This is a genomic window from Paenibacillus sp. FSL L8-0333 (genome assembly GCF_037965665.1).
GTDB classification, from domain to species: Bacteria; Bacillota; Bacilli; order Paenibacillales; family Paenibacillaceae; genus Paenibacillus_AQ; species Paenibacillus_AQ odorifer.
Genome location: NZ_CP150186.1, coordinates 6,390,066 through 6,414,052 on the forward strand (window position 1 = coordinate 6,390,066; position 23,987 = coordinate 6,414,052).

Genomic DNA, 23,987 nt, shown 5'->3' on the forward strand with positions numbered 1-23,987 from the left:
ATTACAACCCTGCTTGATCTCTTAGCAATTCTGCTTTATCTACGCGTTCCCATGGAAGATCTACATCAGTACGTCCGAAATGACCGTAAGCTGCAGTTTGTCTGTAAATCGGTTTACGCAAATCAAGCATAGAAATGATGCCCGCAGGGCGAAGATCAAAGTTGTTGCTGATCAGTTGAACCATTTTCTCTTCACTGATTTTACCTGTTCCGTATGTATCCACATTTATCGAGACAGGAGTAGCTACACCGATGGCATAGGCAAGTTGGATCTCACATTTGTCGGCCAAACCAGCAGCTACAAGATTCTTAGCTACATAACGAGCCGCGTAAGCCGCAGAACGGTCCACTTTAGTTGGATCCTTACCTGAGAATGCTCCGCCGCCATGACGAGCATATCCGCCGTATGTATCTACGATAATCTTACGGCCAGTTAGACCAGCATCCCCTTGAGGACCCCCAATAACAAAACGTCCGGTTGGGTTAATAAAGTATTTGGTTTCTGCATCAAGCAGTTCCGCAGGAACAACAGGCAAAATAACATGTTCTTTAATATCCGCCTGAATTTGTTCAAGAGAAATTTCCTCTGCATGTTGTGTAGATACTACGATAGCGTCTACGCGTACAGGTTTTTCATCTTGATACTCAATTGTAACTTGTGTTTTGCCGTCTGGACGAAGATAGTCCAAGGTTCCGTTCTTACGAACTTCAGATAACCGACGTGCAATACGATGTGATAAAGCAATCGGCAGTGGCATCAGTTCAGGTGTCTCGTTCGTAGCAAAACCAAACATGAGTCCTTGATCGCCCGCACCAATATTAGCTGTTTCTTCAGCTACTTGAGCAGGATCCCGGTGTTCTAAAGCAGAGTTAACACCTTGGGCAATATCAGCGGACTGCTCGTTAAGAGAACTCAATACAGCACATGTATTATAGTCGAAACCATATTTTGCACGTGTGTATCCAATTTCTTTGATGGTATTGCGTACGATGGCAGGAATATCAACATACTCTGATTTGGTACTGATTTCCCCGATCACCAGTACAAGACCTGTTGCTACTGCTACTTCGCAGGCTACACGTGCATTAGGATCATTAACTAAAAATGCATCCAATACTGCGTCGGAAATCTGGTCACAGATTTTATCCGGATGCCCTTCCGTAACGGACTCAGAAGTAAACAAATGACGCCCTTTAATAGACAAGTATAACAACCTCCCATATGGTTAGTCTGACACTGTATAAGGGATTCCTTAATGATAACAGGCCAAATAATTAAACTAAATAATATAAATAATTCAGGTTTGCCTGATTTCTTTTTATGAAGGATTTTCGCAAAATTTAATGCCTGCATTCACTAAACTCTTCAAAAAATGAACCTTTTCCATATGGAAAAGGTCTAAGGCTTTCCTCAAAAGTCATATTATCTTATTTAGGGGGTGGTGTCAATTAAACACAGAGCCCCCCGTGAGAGTATGAATATTGATTTCACGCTATAAAAAAGCAATATCAGATAAGGAATAAGGGTATCCTAACCCCTGATATTATTGAAAAAGAGACTGTTCAGCTTGCTTAATGAGTCTCTTCGTAATTTCTCCTCCAACAGACCCATTATCCCTTGAACTCAGATGCCCAAGGTACTGACTACGGCCAGAACCACTACCTCCGACTGCTCCTAACTCAGAAGCAAACTCCGTGTCTGCCCCGCCTCCATAATGAGCCCCATATAAACCAAATTCAGCTGCAATTTCATATTGCATTTGTTTCAGCATTGTCCGACTTTCAGGTACGACTGTACGATTATTACGTGCCATGTTACAGCACCTCCTGTGAATTTGTAAGATTACAGGAATATTGTGCGTCCATCACTTAATCTTCAATCGCGCCAATGATTTGTAACTTTGGAAAACAGTTTGAAGGTATGATTAAGTCCGTTTACGGGCATTATGAATATATATCATTACACATTATTTCAAGGTATATCCACCACGAACCATCACAACAAGACCAAGGGTTTGACCCTCTTGAACAGCTATACCACGACCATCACGAGGGAAGGACAATAAGTGGTTAGATGGTGCAGCTAGTCCATTTGTAAGATCTTTACCATCTGTTAAATCGGCCACACCATTCGCATCTTGTGAAACGATTACTGCTTTACCCGCGCGAACGATAAATTCAGCGCCTGCAGAAGCAATTAAAGTTTGGCCAGGCTTCACATCAACAATCACAGATTCATTACTACTATTTTGACCAGGTGTAGCTACTGGCGCTGTGGTTGCACTAGGCGCAGGTGTAGCAGTCGCTACCGGAGTCGTCACTGCACCACCTGAAAGTGCTTTCTGAATTTGCTGATCGACGTAGCTTTTAGTAACTACAGGATCATCCGTTGTGCCAGGCTGAGAACCAACACCTGCACCTTCAGCAGTAATGTTTAGCAAAGACCCAGCCCATATACCACCAGCCAGCAATACAGCAGCGGTTGTTACTTTCCATACCGATTTCAAAGAAGTTCCTCCTCATTATTGGGGATAAAAACCTATAAAAAAAGAATAGCCTCCGAAGAGGCTATTCTGTGCTTCGGTAATCGGAGATTACTTAGCGGAGATTTCTGTTTCGCCTTTGATCTTGTTGCCATCAGCATCGAAGATTGCAGCGTCTTTCTTAACTTTAACAATGATTCTGTTAACACCGTTGGCGTTAAGATCAAGTTCTTCTTTAGCACCAGCAGCGGAATCAATGATTTTCTTGGAGAATTTAACAGACCATTTTCCTTTATCAGATCCGTATTTAATCGGAGTGATAGAAAGAATGTTATCTGATGAAATTTTGTTGCTAGAATTAACATCAGTGTTGATGTAGAATTCCAGGTTCGCTTTCAAGTCAGCTTCAGTTGTAGCTTCATTCAGGTCTTTGGAGAATCCGAGAATCAGTTCAGTTGAACCTCCGCTGGATACTACAGCTGAATCAAACGCAGGGCTAATTCTGCTAGTCAGCTTACCTTTTTGTTGTGCAACTGTACCATCGATTACGTTACCAGCAGTATCAGTAACACCATTCACAGCAAAGACATAGTCTTTAGTTTCTGTGATGCTGGAGCTAGGGATATATACATATGCACGAGCACGAGTTGGGTTAGTAGCAGATGATACTTCTTCGCCTTTTTCGTTCAATGTTTTAATTGTAACGTAAGAAGTGCTTGGAAGACCAGCATTGTTCAATGTGTAGCTGTTTTTATCAAGAATTGTGGATGATTTCAAACCGCTAGCATCAAACAGATCAACAGTGATCAAAGCATCACCATAAGTGTCATCACCAACAGATTTGCTATCATAGAACTTGATAGGAGCAGCGCCATTAACAACCAACAATTCTGGAGCTTTATCGTCAGTTGAAGTAGATCCGATTGTTACAGGCAATACTGCAGCAGTCAGTTCATTTGCACTGTAGGATTTATCTACGAACAATCCTGCAGGAATACGCAATGTGTAGCTACCAGCAGTTGGTACACTTACACCAGTGATAGTGAAAGTACTTCCGCTACCTTTAACAAGACTAGAATTGTGAAGTACAGTTGTAGCTTCACCAGTAGTATCATTAATCAGTTGCAGGGTGCCTTTACCTTTGTATACAACATTTTCAGAGAATTTCAGAACCAGACCTTTATTAACAGCTGTAGTTGTGTAAGTAACACCAGTTACAGTAGGAGCTACAGTGTCTTTAGTAAAGGTAATTGCTTGGCTAGCAGCTGTTCCCAAAATGTTACCCAGAGTATCTTTTACAGAAGCTCCGAATACTACAGAACCAGTGAAAGTTCCAGTTGAAGGGAAGCTAGTCAATGGGCTTTGAAGGGTGAACTTCTTGCCATTGTCAGTAGTCAACACTTGGAACGTACCTTGGCTTTCACCAACGGAGTTCAACAAGCGAACATTACCAACCAAAGAAGCACGATCAACTGTTTTGTCGAACTCAACTTCAACATACTTGTCACTTACTGGAGTTACGCTCTTGATTACTGGAGCAGCAACGTCAGAAACTACAGTTACAGTAGTTTTGATTGGGTTAGGATTAGCTACATTACCTGCAAAGTCAGTAACGTTAAGCAACGATACATCGTAAGTTTTGCCGCTATCCAATGTTCCTGCAGACAATTTATACTCAGTGTAAGTATCATTTGTTACAGTTACAGTAGCAACTTGACCATTTACGTAAGCAACAATACCAGTAGTTTTAACTGGTTCGCTGAATTTCACGTATACATCTTTAGTAGTTGCTTTTGCAGTAGAGCTAGCAGAAGCAAGTGTTGGAGCAACTGTATCAGCAACAGTGATCAGTTGTGTGTAAGCTGGGATAGCTTCAGCAGATGTTGTTGTTACAGCATCGTTAAGAACTACAGTGTAGTTACCTTTAAGGAATTTAACTCCTGGCAGGGTAATAACAGCTTCAGTGTTGTCAGCGTTGAAGGTAACATTAGCATTAGCTACTTCGTTAACATCACTACCCACTTTAGTTACTTTTACTACGCCGTCGATAACTTTGCTGGATTCAGCCAGTGTATCAACATCGATTGAACGGTTAAATTTGATTACTACTTGTTTAGCATTTGGAGCTTCTGCGGAAACAACCTTAGGAGCTGCCAAAGTTACTTTTGTAGTGTAATCATGATCATTGTGTTTGAAGTTGATTGTAGTTTCAACGCCTGCTACAAGAGCAGTTGTCAATTCAACAGTTGTAGTAGTTTTGTCAGAGAAAGTAACAACTACTTTAGTTGGGCTCAATGCTTCAGCAGAAACGATTGTAGCTGCTTGGCTCAATTGATCAACAGCATAAGCTGTTTCAACTACCAAAGAACGGCTAGCGTTAGCTTTGAAGTTAGTGTCTTTAGCAACCAAACCTGCATTGATTACTGCTTGAGCATAACCTTTAGCCCATGCGGATGCAGAGTTATCAGTTGTAGTTGGTTGTTCCAATTTCAAAGCGCGGAACAATACAGCCGCAACTTCTTCAACTGTTACTTTACCGTTGTAATCGAAGATACCTTTAACAGTATCTTTACCTTGCATGTAGTTTACTGCAGTAACAGCTTCGATGTAAGGCACAGCCCAGTTCGATGCGTTGTAACCTTTGTCTTTGTAAGACAATTTGTTACTTACTTCAGTAAGGTCGAACAATTTAGTAACGATCTTCGCGAACTCAGCACGAGTAAGATCTTTTTCAAGGTGAGCTTGACCATCTGGGTATCCGTTGAGAATACCTTTCGCTGCCAAAGCATCAAATTTTTGTTGCGGAGTTGTTGCTGCGTCACCAAACGCTACAGAGGCAAACATCGAGAATGCCATTGCTGTAGATAATGCTACGGATAAAATTTTCTTCATAACCTTTTTTTCTCCTCCTTGGACGTTCATAAACTGAGATTTTTCTTTAGTTGAGTAGCTCATGTCACTCATTAGCCGATGCACCCCCTTTCCCGAGTTGAGCAAATTAAGTATAAATAATGTCTGTGACGGGTATCACAGAAACTGGTAAACGATTTTAGGACATGACAATACTAGATTCCTAATTATACCTAAGTATTATACAATGTGCCTCAAGTCACGTAAAGCTAATTTTTCCATTTTGTTAAATTGGCTTTACCAGCGGTTAATTTGAGCCCCTGTGTAAATGACTCTACACCTTAAACGCAGAAGATTTGAAAAAGTTGCGGTTTCTCAAAAAAAATCTTCTTTTTTATATTTTCCGGTGTGATCCCATTAGAAGATACATATGTATGTTCTACTAACTATTGTTAATCATGGGTGCCTACGGAAAACAGTATATCATAGTCGCTTTCTAAACGTCATTATGCAATATTTACTAAGAATCATTAACACTTGTACTATTAATTTAAACATTCCTACAAAAAACAAAAAAAGCGCCGTTGCCGACGCTTGCTTCTATTACATTGTTTCTAACGAATCTTCATAGATAATTGGATCAATTCCTGACGCTTCTCAGGACTCGAGTTCACATTGTCATACATTGCATCAATAGCTGCGCGGTTCTCGCGGTAGCTCTTCTCATGCTTGATTGTAGTATGAGACCATTCGATCAGAGCATTCTCAGTAACAACAAGCTCGTTGTATGAATCGTGGAATCCTGTTGCTTGTACAAGTTCTTCCATGACCTCTTGAGTGATCTCCTGTAGTGCCCGTTTAGCTGCAATTTCCTTCTCCAACACTTTTGCTCTATTCTCAAACATATTCTTGGCTTTCATGTAATCCAACTGTGCTTTTGATAAAATCGGTTTCATCGATGGCTTTCACCTTTCAGAAAATAATATTTTCTACATTATTGTATCGTAAATCGGTGCAGATTACAAAATTTATGTCGCTGGTAATTGTTATCTTTACATCAAAACTCCGACCTACGAATACTTTTCGCAGGCCGGAGCACTTTTTTTATTCTTTAGTTAAAGTTCTTAGGGAAGATGCTTGTACTCTTCTGTAAGAGTGCCACAGTAATCTTACCGGCCTCTGCTCTAGTCAACTTACCCTTCGGGTTAAAGTTATAGACGGGCTTCTTTTGGCCTGTAACAGTCACAGCGCTTCCTTCCATAATCTTAGCTTTAGATATAGCTTCAATTGCAGGACGTGAGTAGAAATCCATATTGCTTGTATCAACAAATGATTTGCTTAAGCTTGCCAGCAGTTTACTGTCATTCAAAGACATCTTGAGTTTCAACGCCCTAGCTATCATTACAGCGGCTTGTTCACGTGTTAAGGCTTGATCAGGCCCAAAGAAGCCATCACTGAGGCCTGTAACAATACCTGCCCTAGCAGCTGTCTCAATGTGTTTGAAATCCCATGTGGCCGCGACGGCTTCTGGCACAATATCAAAGAAGGTTTGTTTATTAGCATCATAGTTCAAAGGAATACTTAATGATTTCACCAACAATGTAGCGAATTCACCACGAGTGGTCAAATCATCCGCCCCGAATGCATCTGCTCGAAGATTAGTCATAAACCCTTTGGAATACAATCCATTCATTATATTTCTGCCCCATGGATGATTCGTAATATCAACAAAACCACGGCGCAGCTTCATAACAGTGTAATAACCAAATTCATCGAATGGAACGGTGATGGTATGTTTTTTCGTATCTACGACCCCGCCCAAATTCTCCCACTTACCTGAATCTGTATATCGGAATACTGTAATAGTCGATCCCACTTCATCCACAATGCTGGAGTTGAAAGTAAGCGTCAATTCACCACGTTGGGAAGGTACGATTTTTCTTGTTTGACTATACTGTGTAAAGTATCCAGTCTTTCCACTGGCATCCACGAAATGTGGGGTAACCCCGTTGGTCTCAAGATTAACGCCATCATTTCCTAGACCACCACTAAGCCAATAGATATCCGATACTCTCGAAAAGTTATTAGTAGAGACGGTTGATGTAAAGCGCAGGGCAAGATCCTGTGGAATCACAAGCTGCCCGCCCCCGCCTTCGGTTCTGTCGTCACTACCCGTTACGTTGATAATGTTCCCGTAATCATTCTTACGTTCAACAACGCCATCAGCGGGATCCGCGATACCAAACAACAGTTTTGTATTAGGATAATATTTTGCAGCACCAGAGCTAGTATATCCCTTCATAATCGTACCTTTAGGGAAGTTCAATTCCAAGGTTTTATTAAAGACACTATACTTCGTAGCTACCTTCTCCGCCATATATTGTGTATCAATCTGCACAGCACTGGCATAATACACATTTATGGTATCGCTTATTGTGGAGTTAGCACGAACCACTTGTATCTTAATAGGATTCGATTTGTCTGCTTTTAAACCCACATAATCATAGGTGAAGCGATCTTGATTTGGCAAATCCGTACGTTTTATTGCTTCTTCTTTGCCAATTATTACTTTAGTGGCACCTTCAGCCTCAATATCAAAACGAACAAAGTTTTTGTTAACAACAATTTGCTCACCTACTGTCGCTACAGGTGACAAAAGACGATATGGAGCAACTTCCCGCACTACTTCAAGACGTTGTGTAGTTCTTGCCCCTGTTTTGTTAATAAGCTCTAGGGTATAAACTTGACTTCCTGGGGCATCAAACTTAATGTCACGTAATCTTAAAATAAAGTTTTTAGCACTGCCAATGTAGTCATAATACAAACCATTTGCAGCCACTTCATCAGGATAACGTTTAGGACCAATAGGTCCAGCGGTTTCCGTACCGTCAATTAGCAGCTTATCTTGCCCCGTCGAAGTAAACACCAGAGTAGAGCCCTGATAAAGATTCAGCGTTGTAGCACCACTACCTTGTAGTACCAAGTCGAATTTATCTTTGCTTGTTGTATATTTTTCATCCTTATATACAATTTCAGCTGGCAATGCCAGCATGGCATTACGCTCGACTTCATTAGAAAGGGTTGTAGTTGTAAATGGTAAACGATTATCCCCTAAAGTAGGATGGAATTGTTTTACCCCAGAAATATTGGTATCAATGATGTAGATTTTAAGTTCTTTTTTGATAATACGTTGGTTACCAGCATTATCTCTTGAGACTCCAGTAAATACGATTTTATTCTCACCGTATACCAGTGGTCCCGTCTGACTGATTGTCACAGTGAAATTAAAAGTTGTTTTATTTACTGTTGAGTTTTTTTCTACTTCAAGCTTAAAAGGATTGCTAGTTAATGAGTTACTGTCTGTGCCGTTAATTTGCACTTGTGCATTTTCTATATTTTCGAACCCGATATATTCCCCAGAAACATTAAGTTTTCTTTCTACACTGGAATCGAATTCGTAGGTCTGACCATCTTGCAGATTACTTACATATATATAGTTTTTCGATACATATGAAATATCAGCATTATAGAAGGATTCTGATCCTTTATAACGGAATTGTACCTTTTGTTGACCATTAGAGAACCCTGATATTTTATAAATATATTCATTTGTTCCTGTGCCTGCAGTTACATAATCTATGGATAGTGGTTTATTACTCAATGGCAAATAGTTTGCAGTTATATCTGCCGGGGTTGTTGATCTATTTGTCTTCGCCATTATATAGAAACTATCCGTCTCTAACTGTTGGCCATTCAATGGCAATTTAGAGATATTGGTAAGATCACCTGAGCCTGTATATCCAGGAAGGTAGTACATTTCTGTTATAACAGTCTCATTTTTCAAAAATTTATATGAATAAAGATGAGAACTGCTGTGGCTGCCATAATCGACAGACAATTTAAAGTCATTTACACCCGCCAAGATTTCTAAATCAGCTGCAGTCTTAAATTTAACCAATTTATACGTTGGCGTAACGCCATCAGGACCAGGAATTGTTAATTCTTCTGTCACAGCACTAATCGTTACAACTTTTTCGGAACTATTACCTTTATTAAGAGTTAGCACAGCATTTGTTGCAAACGGAGCCACGTTATATGGAACTAAGATCTGTCCAGTAAAACCTGCAACACTTGGAGTCAAATCAGCAGTCAACGTAGGCACATTATCATTTAAGATATTATAGTCCGCATTGTCGTGGTTGATGTTCAAAGAAGCGTACGGTTGATCCTTATCAAAGAAATATACGGATCTGTCTATTGTTATTGAATCCGAAGCATTTTGAATAACAATCTTAAGCGTACTTAATCCCGGACTCAAGTTCAGCGCGGGGGTGAAAAATGTTCCGTCTTCCAATAGGGAAGTTTGTAATGCAGTTCCTCCATTCACGGAGACACTGACTTTAGTGGCATTCGTTACTTTACCTTGAAGAGTAACTGTAGATACTGGTACGACAACTTGTGTTCCTTCATTTAAATTAAGCGCAGAAGGACCACCCAAAACTTTTAATTCTGTTACATAGGGAACTTTATCATAAAGAACATAAAATGATTCTGAACGTTGGAGATTCCCTTGCATACCAGAAAAGGTCACCTTATTAAAACCTGTATACAAAACAAGACCAGATGCTACAAAACGGTTATCCGGGCTATTGGTATCTGTTGTTACCGCTCCCGTAGTCAGGTGAGTAGCATCTGTTACCCATTTATTAGATTGACTATCTTTTGTAAGCTGCTCTACAGTAACCTTCATCGTGGAAGATGTTACCTGAGAGTAGGTTCCTGTAATTGAAAAGGTAGGGCTACTTACTTTGTAAACACTAGAACGGTCAATAAGTCCCTCAGGATTAGGATTAGCTGTTGTTGCTACAACATCCTGTTTCAACAGAACAGTATTACGTAATGTGAGATCATCCGGACTGAAGAAAGTCGTGGAGCTCGTGGTAGCCGCTGCCGCTATGGGCGTGTATTTACCTGGGAACATAGAAACGATCAAAGCCGCCAGCATCAGCCAAACGAACGGTCTCTTAAAGCGTTGCATGTGTTATATCTCTCCTTTGAGTATAAATTCTCGTAAACCTTCACTTTGTTCTTTATCGGTCATAGGAAGCGATATTTTTAGGGAAAACAACAAAAAACTCATCCGAAAAGGGATGAGTTTTGTTAGTTATAGAAAATATTAGAATAATACCATTAATAAATTAAGATTTGGAACCTCTTTCCGGATTAGCCTTCATACGAATTCTTAAAAAGAAATCAATCAGCGGACGTTTAGTCTTACCGATCAAACCTGTAACTTCCGCACCGATCTGCAAGAAGAAGAGCATGATGCAGATGACTACAAAGGTAACCCAGTTCGCCTCGTAAAGAGCGGCAGAGGATTGAATAACAGCTAAAACTCCGAAAAATGCAGCAATACCATAAATAATGAGCACAGTCTGACGATGACTAAAGCCTAGCTCGCGAAGGCAATGATGCAAGTGACCTTTATCTGGTGCAAAGATTGGTTTCTTCTGCAGCTTACGGCGCACGATCGCAAAGAACGTGTCCGACAACGGTACACCAATAATAAGCAAAGGTGTAATAAACGAAACCACGGCAATCTGTTTAAACCCTAGCAAAGCAAGTAAAGCTAAGCAGAAGCCTAAGAACAGCGATCCCGTATCCCCCATAAAAATCTTGGCGGGATGGAAGTTGAAGAACAAGAATCCGATTATGCTACCCAGAAGCAACAGGCATAACATTGCAACCATCGTGTTACCCATCAAGAAAGCCATTACCGCAATCGTAGCAATCGCAATCCCTGATACACCAGCAGCAAGCCCGTCCAACCCGTCAATCAGGTTAACAGCATTGGTGACACCAACAATCCAGAAAATCGTAAGCGGGATAGCAATCCAGCTTTCTAATGAAGAATACGTATTGTTAAATGGAATATTCACAAAATCTACAGTAATACCAAAACCGAAAACTACAATACATGCTGCGACAATTTGGCCCAGCAGCTTCAACTTTGCTGATAATTCAAATCGGTCATCCAACCCTCCGATAAGTACAATCAGTCCGCCGCCACACAGCAGCGCTTTGATGAAGTTGGCCTCCCGCGGAGTGAACTCATATGGAATAATCGGCAATACGGCAAGCAGGCCTAACACAAACGCCAGAAAAATAGCTAATCCGCCAAGGCGGGGCATAATTTTCGTGTGCACTTTACGAGCATTCGGCACATCTGTCGCACCAATCTTAATGGCGAATTTTTTCACCAAAGGTGTGAGGCCAAGTGCGAGTCCCATGCATACGATAAATCCAGCGATGTATATGATTAACATTTGATCAGTCGACCCCCATTTCTCTACCGCATTGAATTATACGCTGTTACAAAAACAAATTCCAATCCCTTTTTTAGGCTATTCATCTGATTTTCTAGGTGAATATCGGCATTTGACTAGACTTTTGTTACTTTATCTTTCTCACGCACCACTTTTAATGCGAATTTCGGCAACGCAAGCATTCTTTTGTACCGCGTAGGCTCTTTTAATAAACGGTACAACCATTCAATTCTCATTTTTTGGAAAACTTTTGGCGCTCTCTTGCTCTTGCCAGAAATTACATCAAAGCTGCCGCCGACCCCCATCATGATCGGAACACCTAACTTGGATTTGTGTTTTGCAATCCATGGTTCCTGACTATCCGCGCCTCTGGCCACAAATAATAAGTCAGGATTGGTTTTAACAATTCCAGCAATAATTTCATCGTCCGATTCCGGACCAAAATAACCGTCATGATATCCTGCAATAATAACACGCGGATATTGCAATTGTAACCTTTCAGCGGTTTCCTGAATCACCTCAGGTGTAGAACCAAGGAGATATACCTTCCATCCATATCTTTCACCCTGTTGCATCAATTCATGTAACAGGTCAAACCCAGCTACCCGTTCGGTTACAGGCTCCTTACAATAATTAGCAGCCCATACCACACCGGTTCCATCTGGGACAACCAATTCAGCTGACTTCATTATCTCCATATAAGCTGGATCTTCCAAAGCAGTCATAACCATAATCGGATTAGCTGTAATCACTTGATGCGGGATACGGGTATGAACCGCCTCTGTCAAATAAGCAACAGTTGCTGCCATATCCACCTTGGAGACTCTAATCCCAAAAATAGGAACTGTAGGTACCGCGCTTTCTGCTTTCACTTTAGATCATCCTTTATGGTGGAAATATTCTACGATTTGCCGTGCTGGAGCCCCTGCTTCTTGAATCAACGAGGAGAGGATCGTCTCCCGCTCATTTCTCCATCCCTCTGTTGTTTCCAAAAGATGGCCTATCTCAGCAGCAACCTGTCCAGCATCTAATGATTGGGTCGTGCCCACAGGCTGACACCGAACTCTGTCTAGAAAATGATCAATTTTCGGATCATAAGAGATACCAATCAGCGGAACTCGCCGCCCTGCGGCATAAATCAGGCTATGAAGACGCATTCCGATCAGCACTTCACATTGCCCTACTTCCCGCAGCATGTGTTGCGGATGACTGGCATCTTCACAAATACTGACCTGACCCCCATGCTGGCTTATATTTTCTTCCAGCTTCTCCATCACATAACGTGAGGCTTCAATATCAGATGGAAGATGAAACGGAAGGAATCTTAAATGCAATGGTTTCTCAAGATTCGCCTTAATCAAGCCTTGAGCAAGAGCGTCCAGCTCCTTGCGATCTTGTTCCCAATAACGTACCGAAATACCTACTACCGGAAGTGAATCTGAAGACTCTGGTAATTCAGCAGCATCAGTATCATCAGGTAAAGATAAGCCCATCACCGGGTCAGGAACAACCTCTATGTTCTTCTGTTCTAATCCCATAGAAAGTAAAAGCTCGCGGGATTGTTCATCCCGCACAGAGATATAGGTACATTTGCGAAACACTGATTTGATTAATGGGTGGAAAAGCTTACGATTCACAGGTCCGATTCCTTGCGCATAAATAAAGGTCGGTTTACCCATCCACTGCGCAAGCTTGATAATACCTAAATAGTAAGGAATACTCTTGCTTCCTGTTACATCTTGCAGCAAGCTACCTCCACCGCTGATCAGACCAGAACTCTCATAAATAGCTTGACGGACTTCAACCAGCTTCATCCGGTGCACAGATTTCACTCCATATGTGGCGCTAGTCCACTCAGGATCGATGGACAAGACAATGGGTTCGATCTCTATACCTGCAGCTTGAGAATGTTGTTGCAGTGCAATCAATATAGATTGCAGTACCGCCTCATCCCCGCTGTTATGGAAACCGTAATAACCGGAAATAACTATCTTTTTAGGAGTGGCGACCATCGTTTCCAACACCCTTCTGCAATTTGCCATACGATTACGGCAATCACACCAATGATCAGTCCTAATCCAAGACCGAGCAAGCCACGAATGAGCGAGATCAGAACTGGCGAGTGAATATGTGCAAAGGTATCCACCATGGAGAGCTGACCGATTACAGCAATAATCATGATAAACGCTGCATTCCGATATCTAAAGGCCAAGAATGCGCCAAGAATTAATAACGGATGCGCTAGCAAGAACTCTTTATTACGCGGTCGAACGCCAACCGTATTCTCCAAGAATGTACGTAAAACCATTTCCAGCGGACTCACACTGCCACCGTTACCTGTACGGGTCATGTAATAATAGCCAACAACCGCCAAAACAAAGGCAATGATAATCATCGCAAATGTGATTGGTGTCCGCAGCAGCTTACCTGTCTTGTTAAAGACAAAATCCCCGCGATACAAAAGTACGTAAAGTGCCACAAGACCGATAGGCGCCATATGAAGCAGACTGACACCACGGAACTGGTTGAGAACCAGGCTATAAGTAACATTATTAAGCAGTGCTATCATAAACGGCACAGCGCTCAAAGAGATCAGTGAAGTCTTAAAATAAAGCACTAAGCTATGTGTAAACCGGCGTTGCGGGCTCATAGCCTTATAGGTAAGGGGATTGCTCCGTAGAGGTGGCCCCATTTCATTAACCTTACGAATGGCAAGCACAACGGCAAGCGTTGGTGCACTTATCGCAGCGGCAAGCGCGAGCGCTTGTTCAAACATTTCAGGCTTCACTAGCATCAGGCCTGCACTTCCAATCAGACCTAACACCCAGGCAGCAAGCGTGAGCTGTGGAATGAAGTAAGAGACCAGCAGAGCCACTAAAGACACTGCTCCAACCACCGCAACTAACTTAAAGTAACGTTGATAAGAGGAATCTACAACCTCAAATGCCGTAGCTTGTCCCAACTTAAATCCATTATCTTCAATCTGCTCAACAGCTCCGCCTGGTTCGCTTAGGCTGGTAATAAGATTATCTAATGTATCTGTTACCTGTGCCTTAGCAGTATTTCTTGCAGGAATCGTGTTTAAGTAGATCATGCGGATATTCCGATCCTTTGTTGCCAGAGCGAAACGGTCCGAAATCACTTTTGGATCTAAAGCAGAATCACCCTCACTAAGGGAATATAAACGCGTCACATTATAATCCAGCAAATAAGCGAGCCTGTTAAAGCCCTTTTGCTGTTTCTTAATATTCTCAATTGCTGCAATCCCCATTCCACGTTCCTTAAGGAGATTAGCAAAGTCAGTGATACTGCCAGTATCGGCATCATCATTAAACCCTTTAACAGACTCACCTTCAAATAGAATCCGTTTAACACCCAATTCCTCATAACGATCCAACAGCTTCTTTACCGTGGCTTCATTATAAGTCAGAGAATCCACAAGACGAGGTACAATACTGAATCCCTTGTTGTGCAGCATCTCCAGTGTAAATGGATCGGGCTGGAGCGGCTTCAATGTAGCATCTTCTAGCGGGGTCTCAATGATAAGACCCTGCTGTCCGCGGAAACTCCAGTCTCTTGAGTTAATCCCAAGATTACTAAATGCTTCTTTAATTACAGGCGCTAAAGTATCGCTGTAATCAGCACTGGTAAAAAGAATATAGGTATAGTTCTCATTTTCAGGAATGATCGTGTCCGTAAGATTAGCTATATCAGCCGCACCCCATATCATCAGACGACGCGCCTTACGATAATCTTCCAATGTGCTTTCGTAAATCGCCATACTCTGAACACCCGCGTCTTTAAGGCGATCTAACTGCTCGGAAATATAATCTTGTGGATTTGCACGATAGCTGGCTACATCAACCAGATCACGATAATCAAATACAAATTCTACTGTCTTGGAAGACTTCTCCGTCTGCAGTCGATCATAGACCACAGGCAAGGCTGCTATAACGCCAACCACAACTATGATCCACAGCCACTTTCGGGAAGTAATATTCCAACGTTGCCATTTTTGCCGCACCAAAAGTACCTCCTCTTTCGCTTTAAAAACTCTTTTAACAAAAGTAGAAACGGATCGTCATCCTTTTAGAGACGGTACCCGTTTCTACATAAAATATAATTCACAATATAGAAGGCACTCTATATTTATTATTGTCCCCCGTCAACGCGAGCCATAACCTGTTTCGACAGTGCAGCAACCTTATCCTTAGCATTCTGCAGGGAGTCACCCACTACTGCAAAATAAACCTTAATCTTAGGCTCTGTGCCGGAAGGGCGCAGGCAGAACCAAGATCCGTCAGCCAGCAAATACTTCAGTACATTTTCCTTCGGCAGTCCATTTAAGCCCAGAGAATAATCCTGAATTTCTGTTACGGCAGATCCAGCAATTTCTTGTGGTGCATTAGAACGCCAATCATTCATGATTCCTTGAATTTGCGCAACGCCATCTTTGCCTTTCAGCGTACGGGACTCCAAGCTTTCCAAGAAGTATCCGAACTGCTCGTACAATTCCTGAAGAACATCATATAATGTTTTGCCTTGAGCTTTATAATAAGCACCTGCTTCAGCGATAAGCATAGCAGCAAGAACAGCATCCTTATCACGAGCATAATTGCCTGCAAGATAACCATAGCTTTCTTCATATCCGAAAAGATATGTGTATTCTCCGGATTGTTCGAACTGCGTCATCTTTTCTCCAATATATTTGAAGCCAGTCAGCGTATTAAATACAGTTGCACCATAATGAGAAGCTACAGCAGCCCCCATTTCGCTAGTAACGATAGTCTTTACAACCGCACCATTGCGAGGCAGCTTTCCTTGTTCCTGCAAACGACTCAAATAGTAATGAATCATCAGTGCTCCGGATTGATTGCCGGACAGAACAACAAATTTACCTTCATTGTCGCGAACTACCGCACCCATACGGTCTGCATCAGGATCTGTACCAATCAAAAGGTCAGCATTCAACTCTTCGCCCAGCTTCATAGCCAGCGTAAAAGCTTCACGTTCCTCCGGGTTCGGAGATTTCACTGTAGAGAATTCAGAATCCGGCTGCTCTTGCTCAGGTACAACATGCACCTGGGTGAAGCCGATTTTCTCAAGTACACGGCGGACTGGCAAATTACCTGTACCATGCAGCGGAGTGTATACGATTTTGAAGTCTTTTCCAAGCGTAGAGGCAATCTCTTCACTTGCAAGACTGACCGCAGCAACAGTATCGGTAAACGCTTCGTCATCCTTCTCTCCTAGCCAGTGCAACAGTCCTTGAGCTTCAGCTTCTTCTTGCGAAATCCGCTTCACACCATCAAAAGTGTCAACCTCTAATATGTAAGAAATGACCTTTTCGGCTTCGTGTGGTACAAGCTGTCCGCCTTCCGAATTATAGACCTTATAACCATTGTATTCAGGAGGGTTATGGCTCGCGGTGATTACAATACCACCCGTTGCTTTCAAATAACGCACACTGAATGACAGCTGTGGTGTTGAACGAAGGGAAGTAAACAAATGCGCCTCGATACCATTAGCAGCCAGTACGAGAGCAGCCTCAAGTGTGAATTCAGGCGAGAAGCGGCGAGAGTCATGCGCGATAACAACCGAAGGTCTGCCTTCTCCAGTATGCTTTTCTAGAATATAATTAGCGAAGCCTTGTGTAGCTCTGCCAACAGTATAACGATTGATACGATTGCTGCCCGCACCAATAACCCCACGCAAGCCGCCTGTACCAAACTCTAAGTCTCTGTAAAAACGCTCTTCAAGCTCCTGTGGCTCATTCTCCAGAGCGCGAAGCTCTGCCTTTGTAGCCTCGTCAACAGAAGGGTCCTGCAACCAGCGGGATAATGTGTCTGCCGCTTTTGCACTTAATTGAGTCATATGAATCTCTCCTTTAGATATATTTATAAAAAAATAAAATATTTAGCTCAGAGCAAACATAATTTCTCCAGAGGCTACAACCTTACCTTCAACGGAAGCAGTAGCTTGTCCTTTTCCGATGCTGCCCTTAAGACGGGTGATCTCTACTTCAAGAGTAAGTGTATCGCCCGGTACCACTTGACCACGGAAACGGAATCCGTCCAGCCCAGCTAAAAAACCGATTCGGCCGCGATTAGCCTCTACTCCCAGGATAGCAACCGCACCCACTTGTGCAAGGGCTTCTGTAATCAGTACACCCGGCATTACCGGATAGCCCGGAAAGTGACCTACAAAGAACGGTTCATTGATCGTTACATTTTTGATTCCTACAGCTTTTTTGCCCATTTCAATCTCGATAATTTTGTCCACCAGCAGAAATGGAGGCCGATGGGGGATGATTTCTTGAATTTGGTTGATATCCAGCATTATGACAAAACTCCTTTCGGATGTTGCACATTTTCTTTTATTCTTTGCCGAAATGCATAAAATTAGGCAGGTTCGGTAAAAACTATATTTATCCTTCACCAACTGCAGAAGTGGAGGTTGAGATAAGGGGCTTTCTCCACCGGATGCGGCAGCATGGCGGAGAGGGCCCTTTTTGCTGCCCGAGGCCCCCCACCATTATACATTTTTCAGCATAAAAAAGAAAACTCCCTTGTATAACAAGGGAGTGGTTAAATCATCTTCATTTATGGAGCAAAAACCAAATCATATACATGTCTCCACGTGCTCCACTGCAGAGCATCGCTTAACTCTTTCTTACCCAGGACAACGTAACCGACGGCCAGGCCGCCTCCAAGTGCAGCTACGAGAAGCAAGGGAATAAGAACCCATTGTATCATGGTCCATTTGGAGATCCCTCGTGGAGAGGGTTCTTTCTTCTCTTCCGATTTAACTTTTTCCTGTCGATCCATTCCTTCACCTCTACGCGCGCATGTTATTGGCTAGACCAAACATCTGATCACTGGACGAAAGTGCCCGAGCTACGAGTTGATACGTGCGTTGAATCTGCATCATTTCTGTCATTTCTGAGGTCATATCGACATTCGACTGCTCCAGCCATCCTGAGCGCACTCCAATTCCAGATGCCTCGCCTGCCGCTCTTTGTACAAAAGCCTGCTGTGCTGTAACTCCATCTGCAAGCATATAGAAATTCCCGTCGACAGCCTTTAAGGCATTCTGTGTCTTAGGTTCTACTATCATTATAGTACCCGCTACCTGAACAGGTCCATTCTCCGTCTTTTTCGTTAACACACGACCGGATTCATCGATAGCAGCATTCACACCTACAGGAACCGTTAGAGGTTTGCCCTCTGTATTTAAAACGGAGTTTCCTGTGTTATCAACCAATACCATCATCTTGGCATCAGTCGTGTCAGGAATAAAGTGAAAATCACCCTGACGTGTGTACGCCGTAGTACCATTGACCTGAACACCAAAAAGCCCGTTGCCCTGAATGGCTAAGTCGGTCGGACTCCCTGTTTCTTTAAGGGGACCCTCTTCCCAATTCGTTGAGATCGAAGGCACATAAGTCCCAAAACCCATATTAAAGCCTAGGGGTGTAGAACGGCCCGGTTGGTCATAATCATCCGATTGCTGTTGTACACGAGTCAGCACGTCCTCAAAAGAGCCCTGCTTGCTCTTATAACCATTGGTATCCATGTTGGCTAGATTATCCGCTATAATATCAAGCCGCTGCTGAAGGCTCGACATGGAGACTGCTGCACTAATCGTTGAGTTGTTCATAGATCAAACCTCCTATAAGCTCTACCTGTAAAGCTCATTTCCTAAGCACTGCCTAAACCCTGCCAACTTCACTTACAGCCTTCTGCAAGCTGCCATCATAATATTGAACAATCTTCTGGTTCGCTTCATAAGCCCGATAGGCGGCATTCAAATCCACAGTAACCTGAGTAGGATCTACATTGGAGCTTTCCAAGTAACCTTGGCGTACTTGCATGTTATCTGTTCCGTTAGAGAAACGGATATCTGCCGCCTCTACATCATCAGCGTGAAATACACCATTACCGTCACGTACAAGCTCCTGTGGCTTTGTTACTACACTCACACCAAGCTTGGTCCCTGTCGGAAGTCCTGTTACTGGATTAAGCAAATTACCCTGCCCGTCCACTTTAAGGGTGTCCTGATTTCCTGTCAAGACAAGGGGCTTGCCTGTGGAATCAAGAACCTTGAAGCCACCACTGCTCAGTACCTCTCCTGTAGCCGCGTTTATTGAGAAGCTCCCATTTCGCGTATACAGATTATTCCCTTCAGCATCCTGTACAGTAAAGAAGGCCTGTGGACGATAAACAACCTCACCCTCAGGGCTTACATATTTGCCCGAACCATCAAAGGAGATATTTTGACCTGTCACAGGATCAGCTACTTGCAAATCCGTAGATAAAGCAAAATCCATGGTCTTGCCGCTCTCCCTTAAATCACCCTGTAAATATTGGGATATCGACTGTTCTGCAAAAACCCCAGTGTTAAGACGCCCCACTGGCTTGGTATTGCCATTACTCATAGCAGAGATCAATACATCCGGAAAAGCATGATTGACACTGTCAACCTGCTTGTACCCCGTTGTATTCAAGTTAGCGATGTTCTGTGTTGCCGTATCATGTCTACGCTGCTGTGTAACCATACCTGCAGCGGCTGTATATAATCCTCTTATCATGAAGGTAGTCCCCTTCCGAATCTTTTGCTACCTTTTATATCGGCTGCTTAGAACTTTTTCTTAACGACCTTGTCCAAATTATCCAGCATTATTCCTGTTCCCTTAACTACACAATGCATCGGGTCTTCCGCTATCCACACCGGAACATGTAATTCTTCCGAGAGGAGCTCGTCCAATCCATTAAGTAAAGCGCCACCACCAGTTAGAACAACACCCCGGTCAATAATATCTGCTGATAGCTCAGGCGGTGTACGTTCCAGAACAGACTTAGCAGCTGCCACAATAGAAGAAACCGGATCCCATAGTGCTTCTTTTACCTCGCCTGAAGTAATAGTGAGCGTCTGAGGGAGTCCACTTACCATATCACGACCACGAATATCCATTTCAGCCTGCATCAGGCCTGGACGCACGGTGCCAATTGTAACCTTAATATCCTCTGCCGTACGTTCGCCGATTAACAGCTTATACTTTTGTTTAATATATCTTAAAATGGCCTCATCGAACTTGTCTCCTGCGACTTTAATCGAAGAAGCGGTAACGACGTCGCCCATAGAAAGTACGGCTACATCCGTCGTTCCGCCACCGATATCGACGACCATGTTCCCACTAGGCTGATAAATATCCATTCCCGCTCCGATTGCAGCGGCTTTTGGCTCTTCCTCCATAAAAACTTCCTTAGCCCCGCTCCGCTCCGCCGCTTCCCGTATGGACTTCTGTTCCACAGATGTAATATTTGTAGGGGCGCAAATCAGAATACGGGGCCGTGCGTACCAGGACCGGCCGCCAACGCGGTCGATAAAATACTTAAGCATCATTTCTGTGATTTCAAAATCTGCAATGACACCATCCCGGAGAGGACGGATTGTTATAATATTTCCAGGTGTACGTCCAACCATGCGACGTGCCTGTTCTCCCACCGCAAGGACTCTCTTCGTATCACTTTCAAGTGTGACCACGGAAGGTTCATCCAGAACGACTCCCCTTCCCTTAACATGTATGAGCACATTGGCCGTGCCGAGGTCGATTCCGATATCCTTGCTAAACATAATGAAAGAGCCCCCAAAGTGTTATTTTAATTGAAAAAACAGCAGTTAGTACTAAATTTAAAAATACCATACTTTAGGGGAAGTACACAATGTATTAAAGCTGAATATTTCCTTAAATTTCCGAAAATCTCATGGCTTTGATGCTACAGCAACCTCACGTTTTTTCCCCGTCGATTTTTTATATTTGATTTTTGTGGCTTCTCCCCCCCGAAGATGTCGGATGGACTTGTGATATTCGAGAATGTGCTTCACCTGATCGGCCAGATCAGGGTTGATCTCTGGCAGACGCTCAGTTAAATCTTTATGCACCGTGCTCTTTGAAACGCCAAATTCCTTGGCTATGGTCCGGACCGTATGCCTGGTTTCCACGATGCAGCGTCCGATTTTGATCGTACGTTCCTTGATGTAATCGTGCACGCTCCCGCCTCCCAACTGTGGATAGTTTGGTACATTATATGAGGGGCGGGCTTATATATTCGCGCTTTCAAGACATGACAAGCTATGGAGGGCTCATTTTATTTAATGGACAACCTAATAACCCGTGTTATTAGCATGATGAAAAGCCGTCGCTGTACCTTTAGGTCAACAACCGTTTCCCGCGTAAACAAAAGGCTCATCACAAACATAACCTTAAAAATCCCTATATACACAAAAAAATAGGGGGCTTTCGCCCCCTGCTATAGAAATTTTTATCGCTGTGGCAGTAAATCCGATGGATTGACTACTTTGCCATCTTCGTACACTTCAAAGTGTACATGATTTCCAAGGTTCTTTTCGATCTCACTGCGACCAGCTGTGGCAAGAGTATCTCCCTGCTTCACTACATCGCCTTGTTTAACTTTTGTTTCACCAAGACTTTGGTATACAGTCTTCAAATTACCTTGATGGGTAATTTCAATCACTTTACCTAATACCGCAACATCTTCCACTCTGGTCACTTCACCGCTGAGCGCTGCTTTGACATCGAACGTATTGTTGTCTTCACGGGCAATATCGATTCCGACATTAGGAATAAATTTGTCGTTATATTGCACCATAGCGGCAACGTGATTGTCCTCTGTACCATTCTCATCATAATACGGCTTAACTACTTCTACTTCACCTGGATTAGCTACTGGCCAAGTCATACTTTCCGTTGAAGCAACAACTTCAAGTGCATCTGGACCTCCGGTTGTTGTACCAGCTTCATTAGCGGAAGTTCCTACTTGCTGCGAAGTGGCGGCAGTGTCCTGGTTGAGCGGCTTTTGGCCGGCATCCTGATAGACCCACACCAAGGTTAGTATAATTGCCGCTGCCGCCGTGTAGACTGCTGGGAATACCCAACGTTTAGATACCAGTCTGTTCCATGAAGAAGGTTTTGCACCAGGTAAATCTCCCTGAGTTTTTTTGAGAGATTCATCTTGGTTTGTTTTGTTTTTGTCTTGTTCATTCATATGGTTATCACCTCAGTAACCAGTGTTACCGGGCTTTTCTCTTTTATACGTATCTTTCAAGTTATTTTTTCAGAAGAGTTGAGATTTGTGTAAATGAGATACCACTATAATAGTGTTTGAGAATTTGGGTAGCTGTTCCACCCTCTTTGGCCATCCCATTTGCCCCCCACTGACTCATCCCTACCCCATGCCCATTTCCGAAGGTCGTGATCAAGATCTTATTCCCCTTACGGCTCCAACTGAATTGGCTGGATCGTAGGCCTAGCTTCTCCCTCACTTCACGTCCAGTAAATATAGAGCCTCCAATAGAGATCTCTTTAATCCGATGTCCAGTGGTAAGAGACAACACTTCCATAGGTAATCTCGAAGATGATGAAATCTTCGTTGTAGTTCCTGAATTGGTAGTTTCTTTGGAGGCTGGAATGACTTTATCGTTCAGACCCAATCTAGTAAGTATTTCAGAAACAGTAAAAGTGTTAGTCACCGCATAGTTTGGGGTAATCTCTTTCTCCCAAGGACTCGTCACACTGCGCAGATAGGGAATCGCTGCATTCCAATACTCTTCTGAGTTCTCAGTATATCCTCCACTGGAGGCGAAAAAGGAGGCCGTTATCGGCTGCCCTTTATAAGTCATAATCACTCCGCGCGTCTCAAGGACCGCGCGCTGCAGCTTTGCGAGGTCGGCGCTTCTTCCGCCGAGCTTCCATTGCCGTTCCAGCGTGTCCTTAGATATGTAAGCCTGATGGCTTACCGTATCGGTTACATCCGCCTCCGGAACGGGTACGCCGCTTCTGTCGCCAGCCACCAGGCGGCGCATGATAAAGGTGCGGGCCGCTACGGCCTGCGCTTTGAGCGCTTCAAGCTCAAAGTCGGCCGGCATCTCGGCCGCTAGCACGCCGCGGACGTAGTCCTCCAGCGGCAATGTCTCTATTTGTCCGCTGTGCGACAAATAGACAGAGACGTTCGGCTGCGGCGCTTCCTGCGCAGCCGTCTCCGGCGCCGCCGGAGGGGCCGTGACCGCCGGCACGGCCACAGGCGCCGGTTGTCCCCGGTGTAGCGGGACAACCGCCAGCGGAATCAGCAGCGCCGCCAGGAAAGGCGCTGCGAGCCAGGCGACGGGAATGAGTCGCCTGCGCCGGGGAGCAAGGGGACGCGAATGCCAGCGCGTTGTCTTGTTTCTTCGCAAGTAGCGGAAATCTTTCATCTCTATGGCTCCTTCCGTGAATCACTGGTGATTCTTATAGATATGAAATTACAGCA

Annotated in this window: 19 protein-coding genes; all 19 read right to left on the bottom strand. The window is 43.5% G+C overall.

Translation table 11 applies throughout. From position 1 onward, the window contains the following. Position 1: 1 nt before the first annotated feature. The 19 genes from metK to spoIID all read right to left on the bottom strand — a co-directional run bounded on the left by metK (position 2) and on the right by spoIID (position 23,931). On the bottom strand, positions 2-1,204 hold the full coding sequence (metK, locus tag NYE72_RS28540) for a methionine adenosyltransferase (protein WP_036681514.1): 1,203 nt from the start codon (positions 1,202-1,204) through the stop codon (positions 2-4). A gap of 339 nt (positions 1,205-1,543) precedes the next feature. Further along, positions 1,544-1,813, bottom strand: coding sequence for an alpha/beta-type small acid-soluble spore protein (locus NYE72_RS28545; RefSeq protein ID WP_036681516.1), 270 nt, complete (start codon positions 1,811-1,813; stop codon positions 1,544-1,546). 153 nt (positions 1,814-1,966) lie between these two features. Continuing rightward, entirely contained in the window at positions 1,967-2,506 is a 540-nt protein-coding gene (locus NYE72_RS28550; protein ID WP_038573625.1) for a hypothetical protein, read from the bottom strand. An 87-nt stretch (positions 2,507-2,593) separates the two neighbouring features. Further along, entirely contained in the window at positions 2,594-5,446 is a 2,853-nt protein-coding gene (locus NYE72_RS28555; RefSeq protein ID WP_052097368.1) for an Ig-like domain-containing protein, read from the bottom strand. A 500-nt stretch (positions 5,447-5,946) separates the two neighbouring features. Next, on the bottom strand, positions 5,947-6,288 hold the full coding sequence (locus NYE72_RS28560) for a hypothetical protein (protein ID WP_036681520.1): 342 nt from the start codon (positions 6,286-6,288) through the stop codon (positions 5,947-5,949). A gap of 155 nt (positions 6,289-6,443) precedes the next feature. After that, a complete protein-coding gene (locus tag NYE72_RS28565; protein WP_038573627.1) occupies positions 6,444-10,370 on the bottom strand; it encodes an S-layer homology domain-containing protein in 3,927 nt (1,308 codons plus the stop codon). 160 nt (positions 10,371-10,530) lie between these two features. Then, positions 10,531-11,658 (bottom strand): MraY family glycosyltransferase, encoded by a 1,128-nt coding sequence (locus NYE72_RS28570; RefSeq protein WP_036681523.1) that lies wholly within the window; start codon positions 11,656-11,658, stop codon positions 10,531-10,533. Between the two features lie 116 nt (positions 11,659-11,774). Then, positions 11,775-12,530, bottom strand: coding sequence for a WecB/TagA/CpsF family glycosyltransferase (locus NYE72_RS28575; protein ID WP_038573630.1), 756 nt, complete (start codon positions 12,528-12,530; stop codon positions 11,775-11,777). A gap of 6 nt (positions 12,531-12,536) precedes the next feature. Then, positions 12,537-13,670, bottom strand: a complete 1,134-nt coding sequence (gene csaB / locus NYE72_RS28580; RefSeq protein WP_036681529.1) for a polysaccharide pyruvyl transferase CsaB — start codon at positions 13,668-13,670, stop codon at positions 12,537-12,539. Further along, a complete protein-coding gene (locus tag NYE72_RS28585) occupies positions 13,646-15,682 on the bottom strand; it encodes a DUF5693 family protein (protein WP_036681532.1) in 2,037 nt (678 codons plus the stop codon). The genes csaB and NYE72_RS28585 overlap by 25 nt, the downstream gene beginning before the upstream one ends. Before the next feature lie 128 nt (positions 15,683-15,810). After that, positions 15,811-17,532 (bottom strand): phospho-sugar mutase, encoded by a 1,722-nt coding sequence (locus tag NYE72_RS28590; RefSeq protein ID WP_036681534.1) that lies wholly within the window; start codon positions 17,530-17,532, stop codon positions 15,811-15,813. Positions 17,533-17,574: 42 nt separating this feature from the next. Further along, entirely contained in the window at positions 17,575-17,997 is a 423-nt protein-coding gene (fabZ, locus tag NYE72_RS28595) for a 3-hydroxyacyl-ACP dehydratase FabZ (protein WP_036681536.1), read from the bottom strand. Between the two features lie 263 nt (positions 17,998-18,260). Then, positions 18,261-18,485, bottom strand: coding sequence for a DNA-directed RNA polymerase subunit beta (locus NYE72_RS28600; protein ID WP_036681538.1), 225 nt, complete (start codon positions 18,483-18,485; stop codon positions 18,261-18,263). A 10-nt stretch (positions 18,486-18,495) separates the two neighbouring features. Further along, complete coding sequence (locus tag NYE72_RS28605) at positions 18,496-19,317, bottom strand: flagellar hook-basal body protein (protein WP_038573632.1); 822 nt, start codon at positions 19,315-19,317, stop codon at positions 18,496-18,498. Positions 19,318-19,369: 52 nt separating this feature from the next. Beyond that, on the bottom strand, positions 19,370-20,248 hold the full coding sequence (locus tag NYE72_RS28610; RefSeq protein WP_038573634.1) for a flagellar hook-basal body protein: 879 nt from the start codon (positions 20,246-20,248) through the stop codon (positions 19,370-19,372). A gap of 47 nt (positions 20,249-20,295) precedes the next feature. Beyond that, positions 20,296-21,294 (bottom strand): rod shape-determining protein, encoded by a 999-nt coding sequence (locus NYE72_RS28615; protein ID WP_036681546.1) that lies wholly within the window; start codon positions 21,292-21,294, stop codon positions 20,296-20,298. A gap of 129 nt (positions 21,295-21,423) precedes the next feature. Next, positions 21,424-21,711 carry a sporulation transcriptional regulator SpoIIID gene (gene spoIIID, locus NYE72_RS28620; protein WP_036681548.1) on the bottom strand — a complete coding sequence of 96 codons (288 nt, stop codon included), beginning with the start codon at positions 21,709-21,711 and terminating at the stop codon, positions 21,424-21,426. Positions 21,712-21,983: 272 nt separating this feature from the next. After that, positions 21,984-22,727, bottom strand: coding sequence for a M23 family metallopeptidase (locus NYE72_RS28625; RefSeq protein ID WP_036681550.1), 744 nt, complete (start codon positions 22,725-22,727; stop codon positions 21,984-21,986). Positions 22,728-22,788: 61 nt separating this feature from the next. Further along, complete coding sequence (spoIID, locus tag NYE72_RS28630) at positions 22,789-23,931, bottom strand: stage II sporulation protein D (protein WP_038573638.1); 1,143 nt, start codon at positions 23,929-23,931, stop codon at positions 22,789-22,791. Between the last annotated feature and the right edge of the window lie 56 nt (positions 23,932-23,987).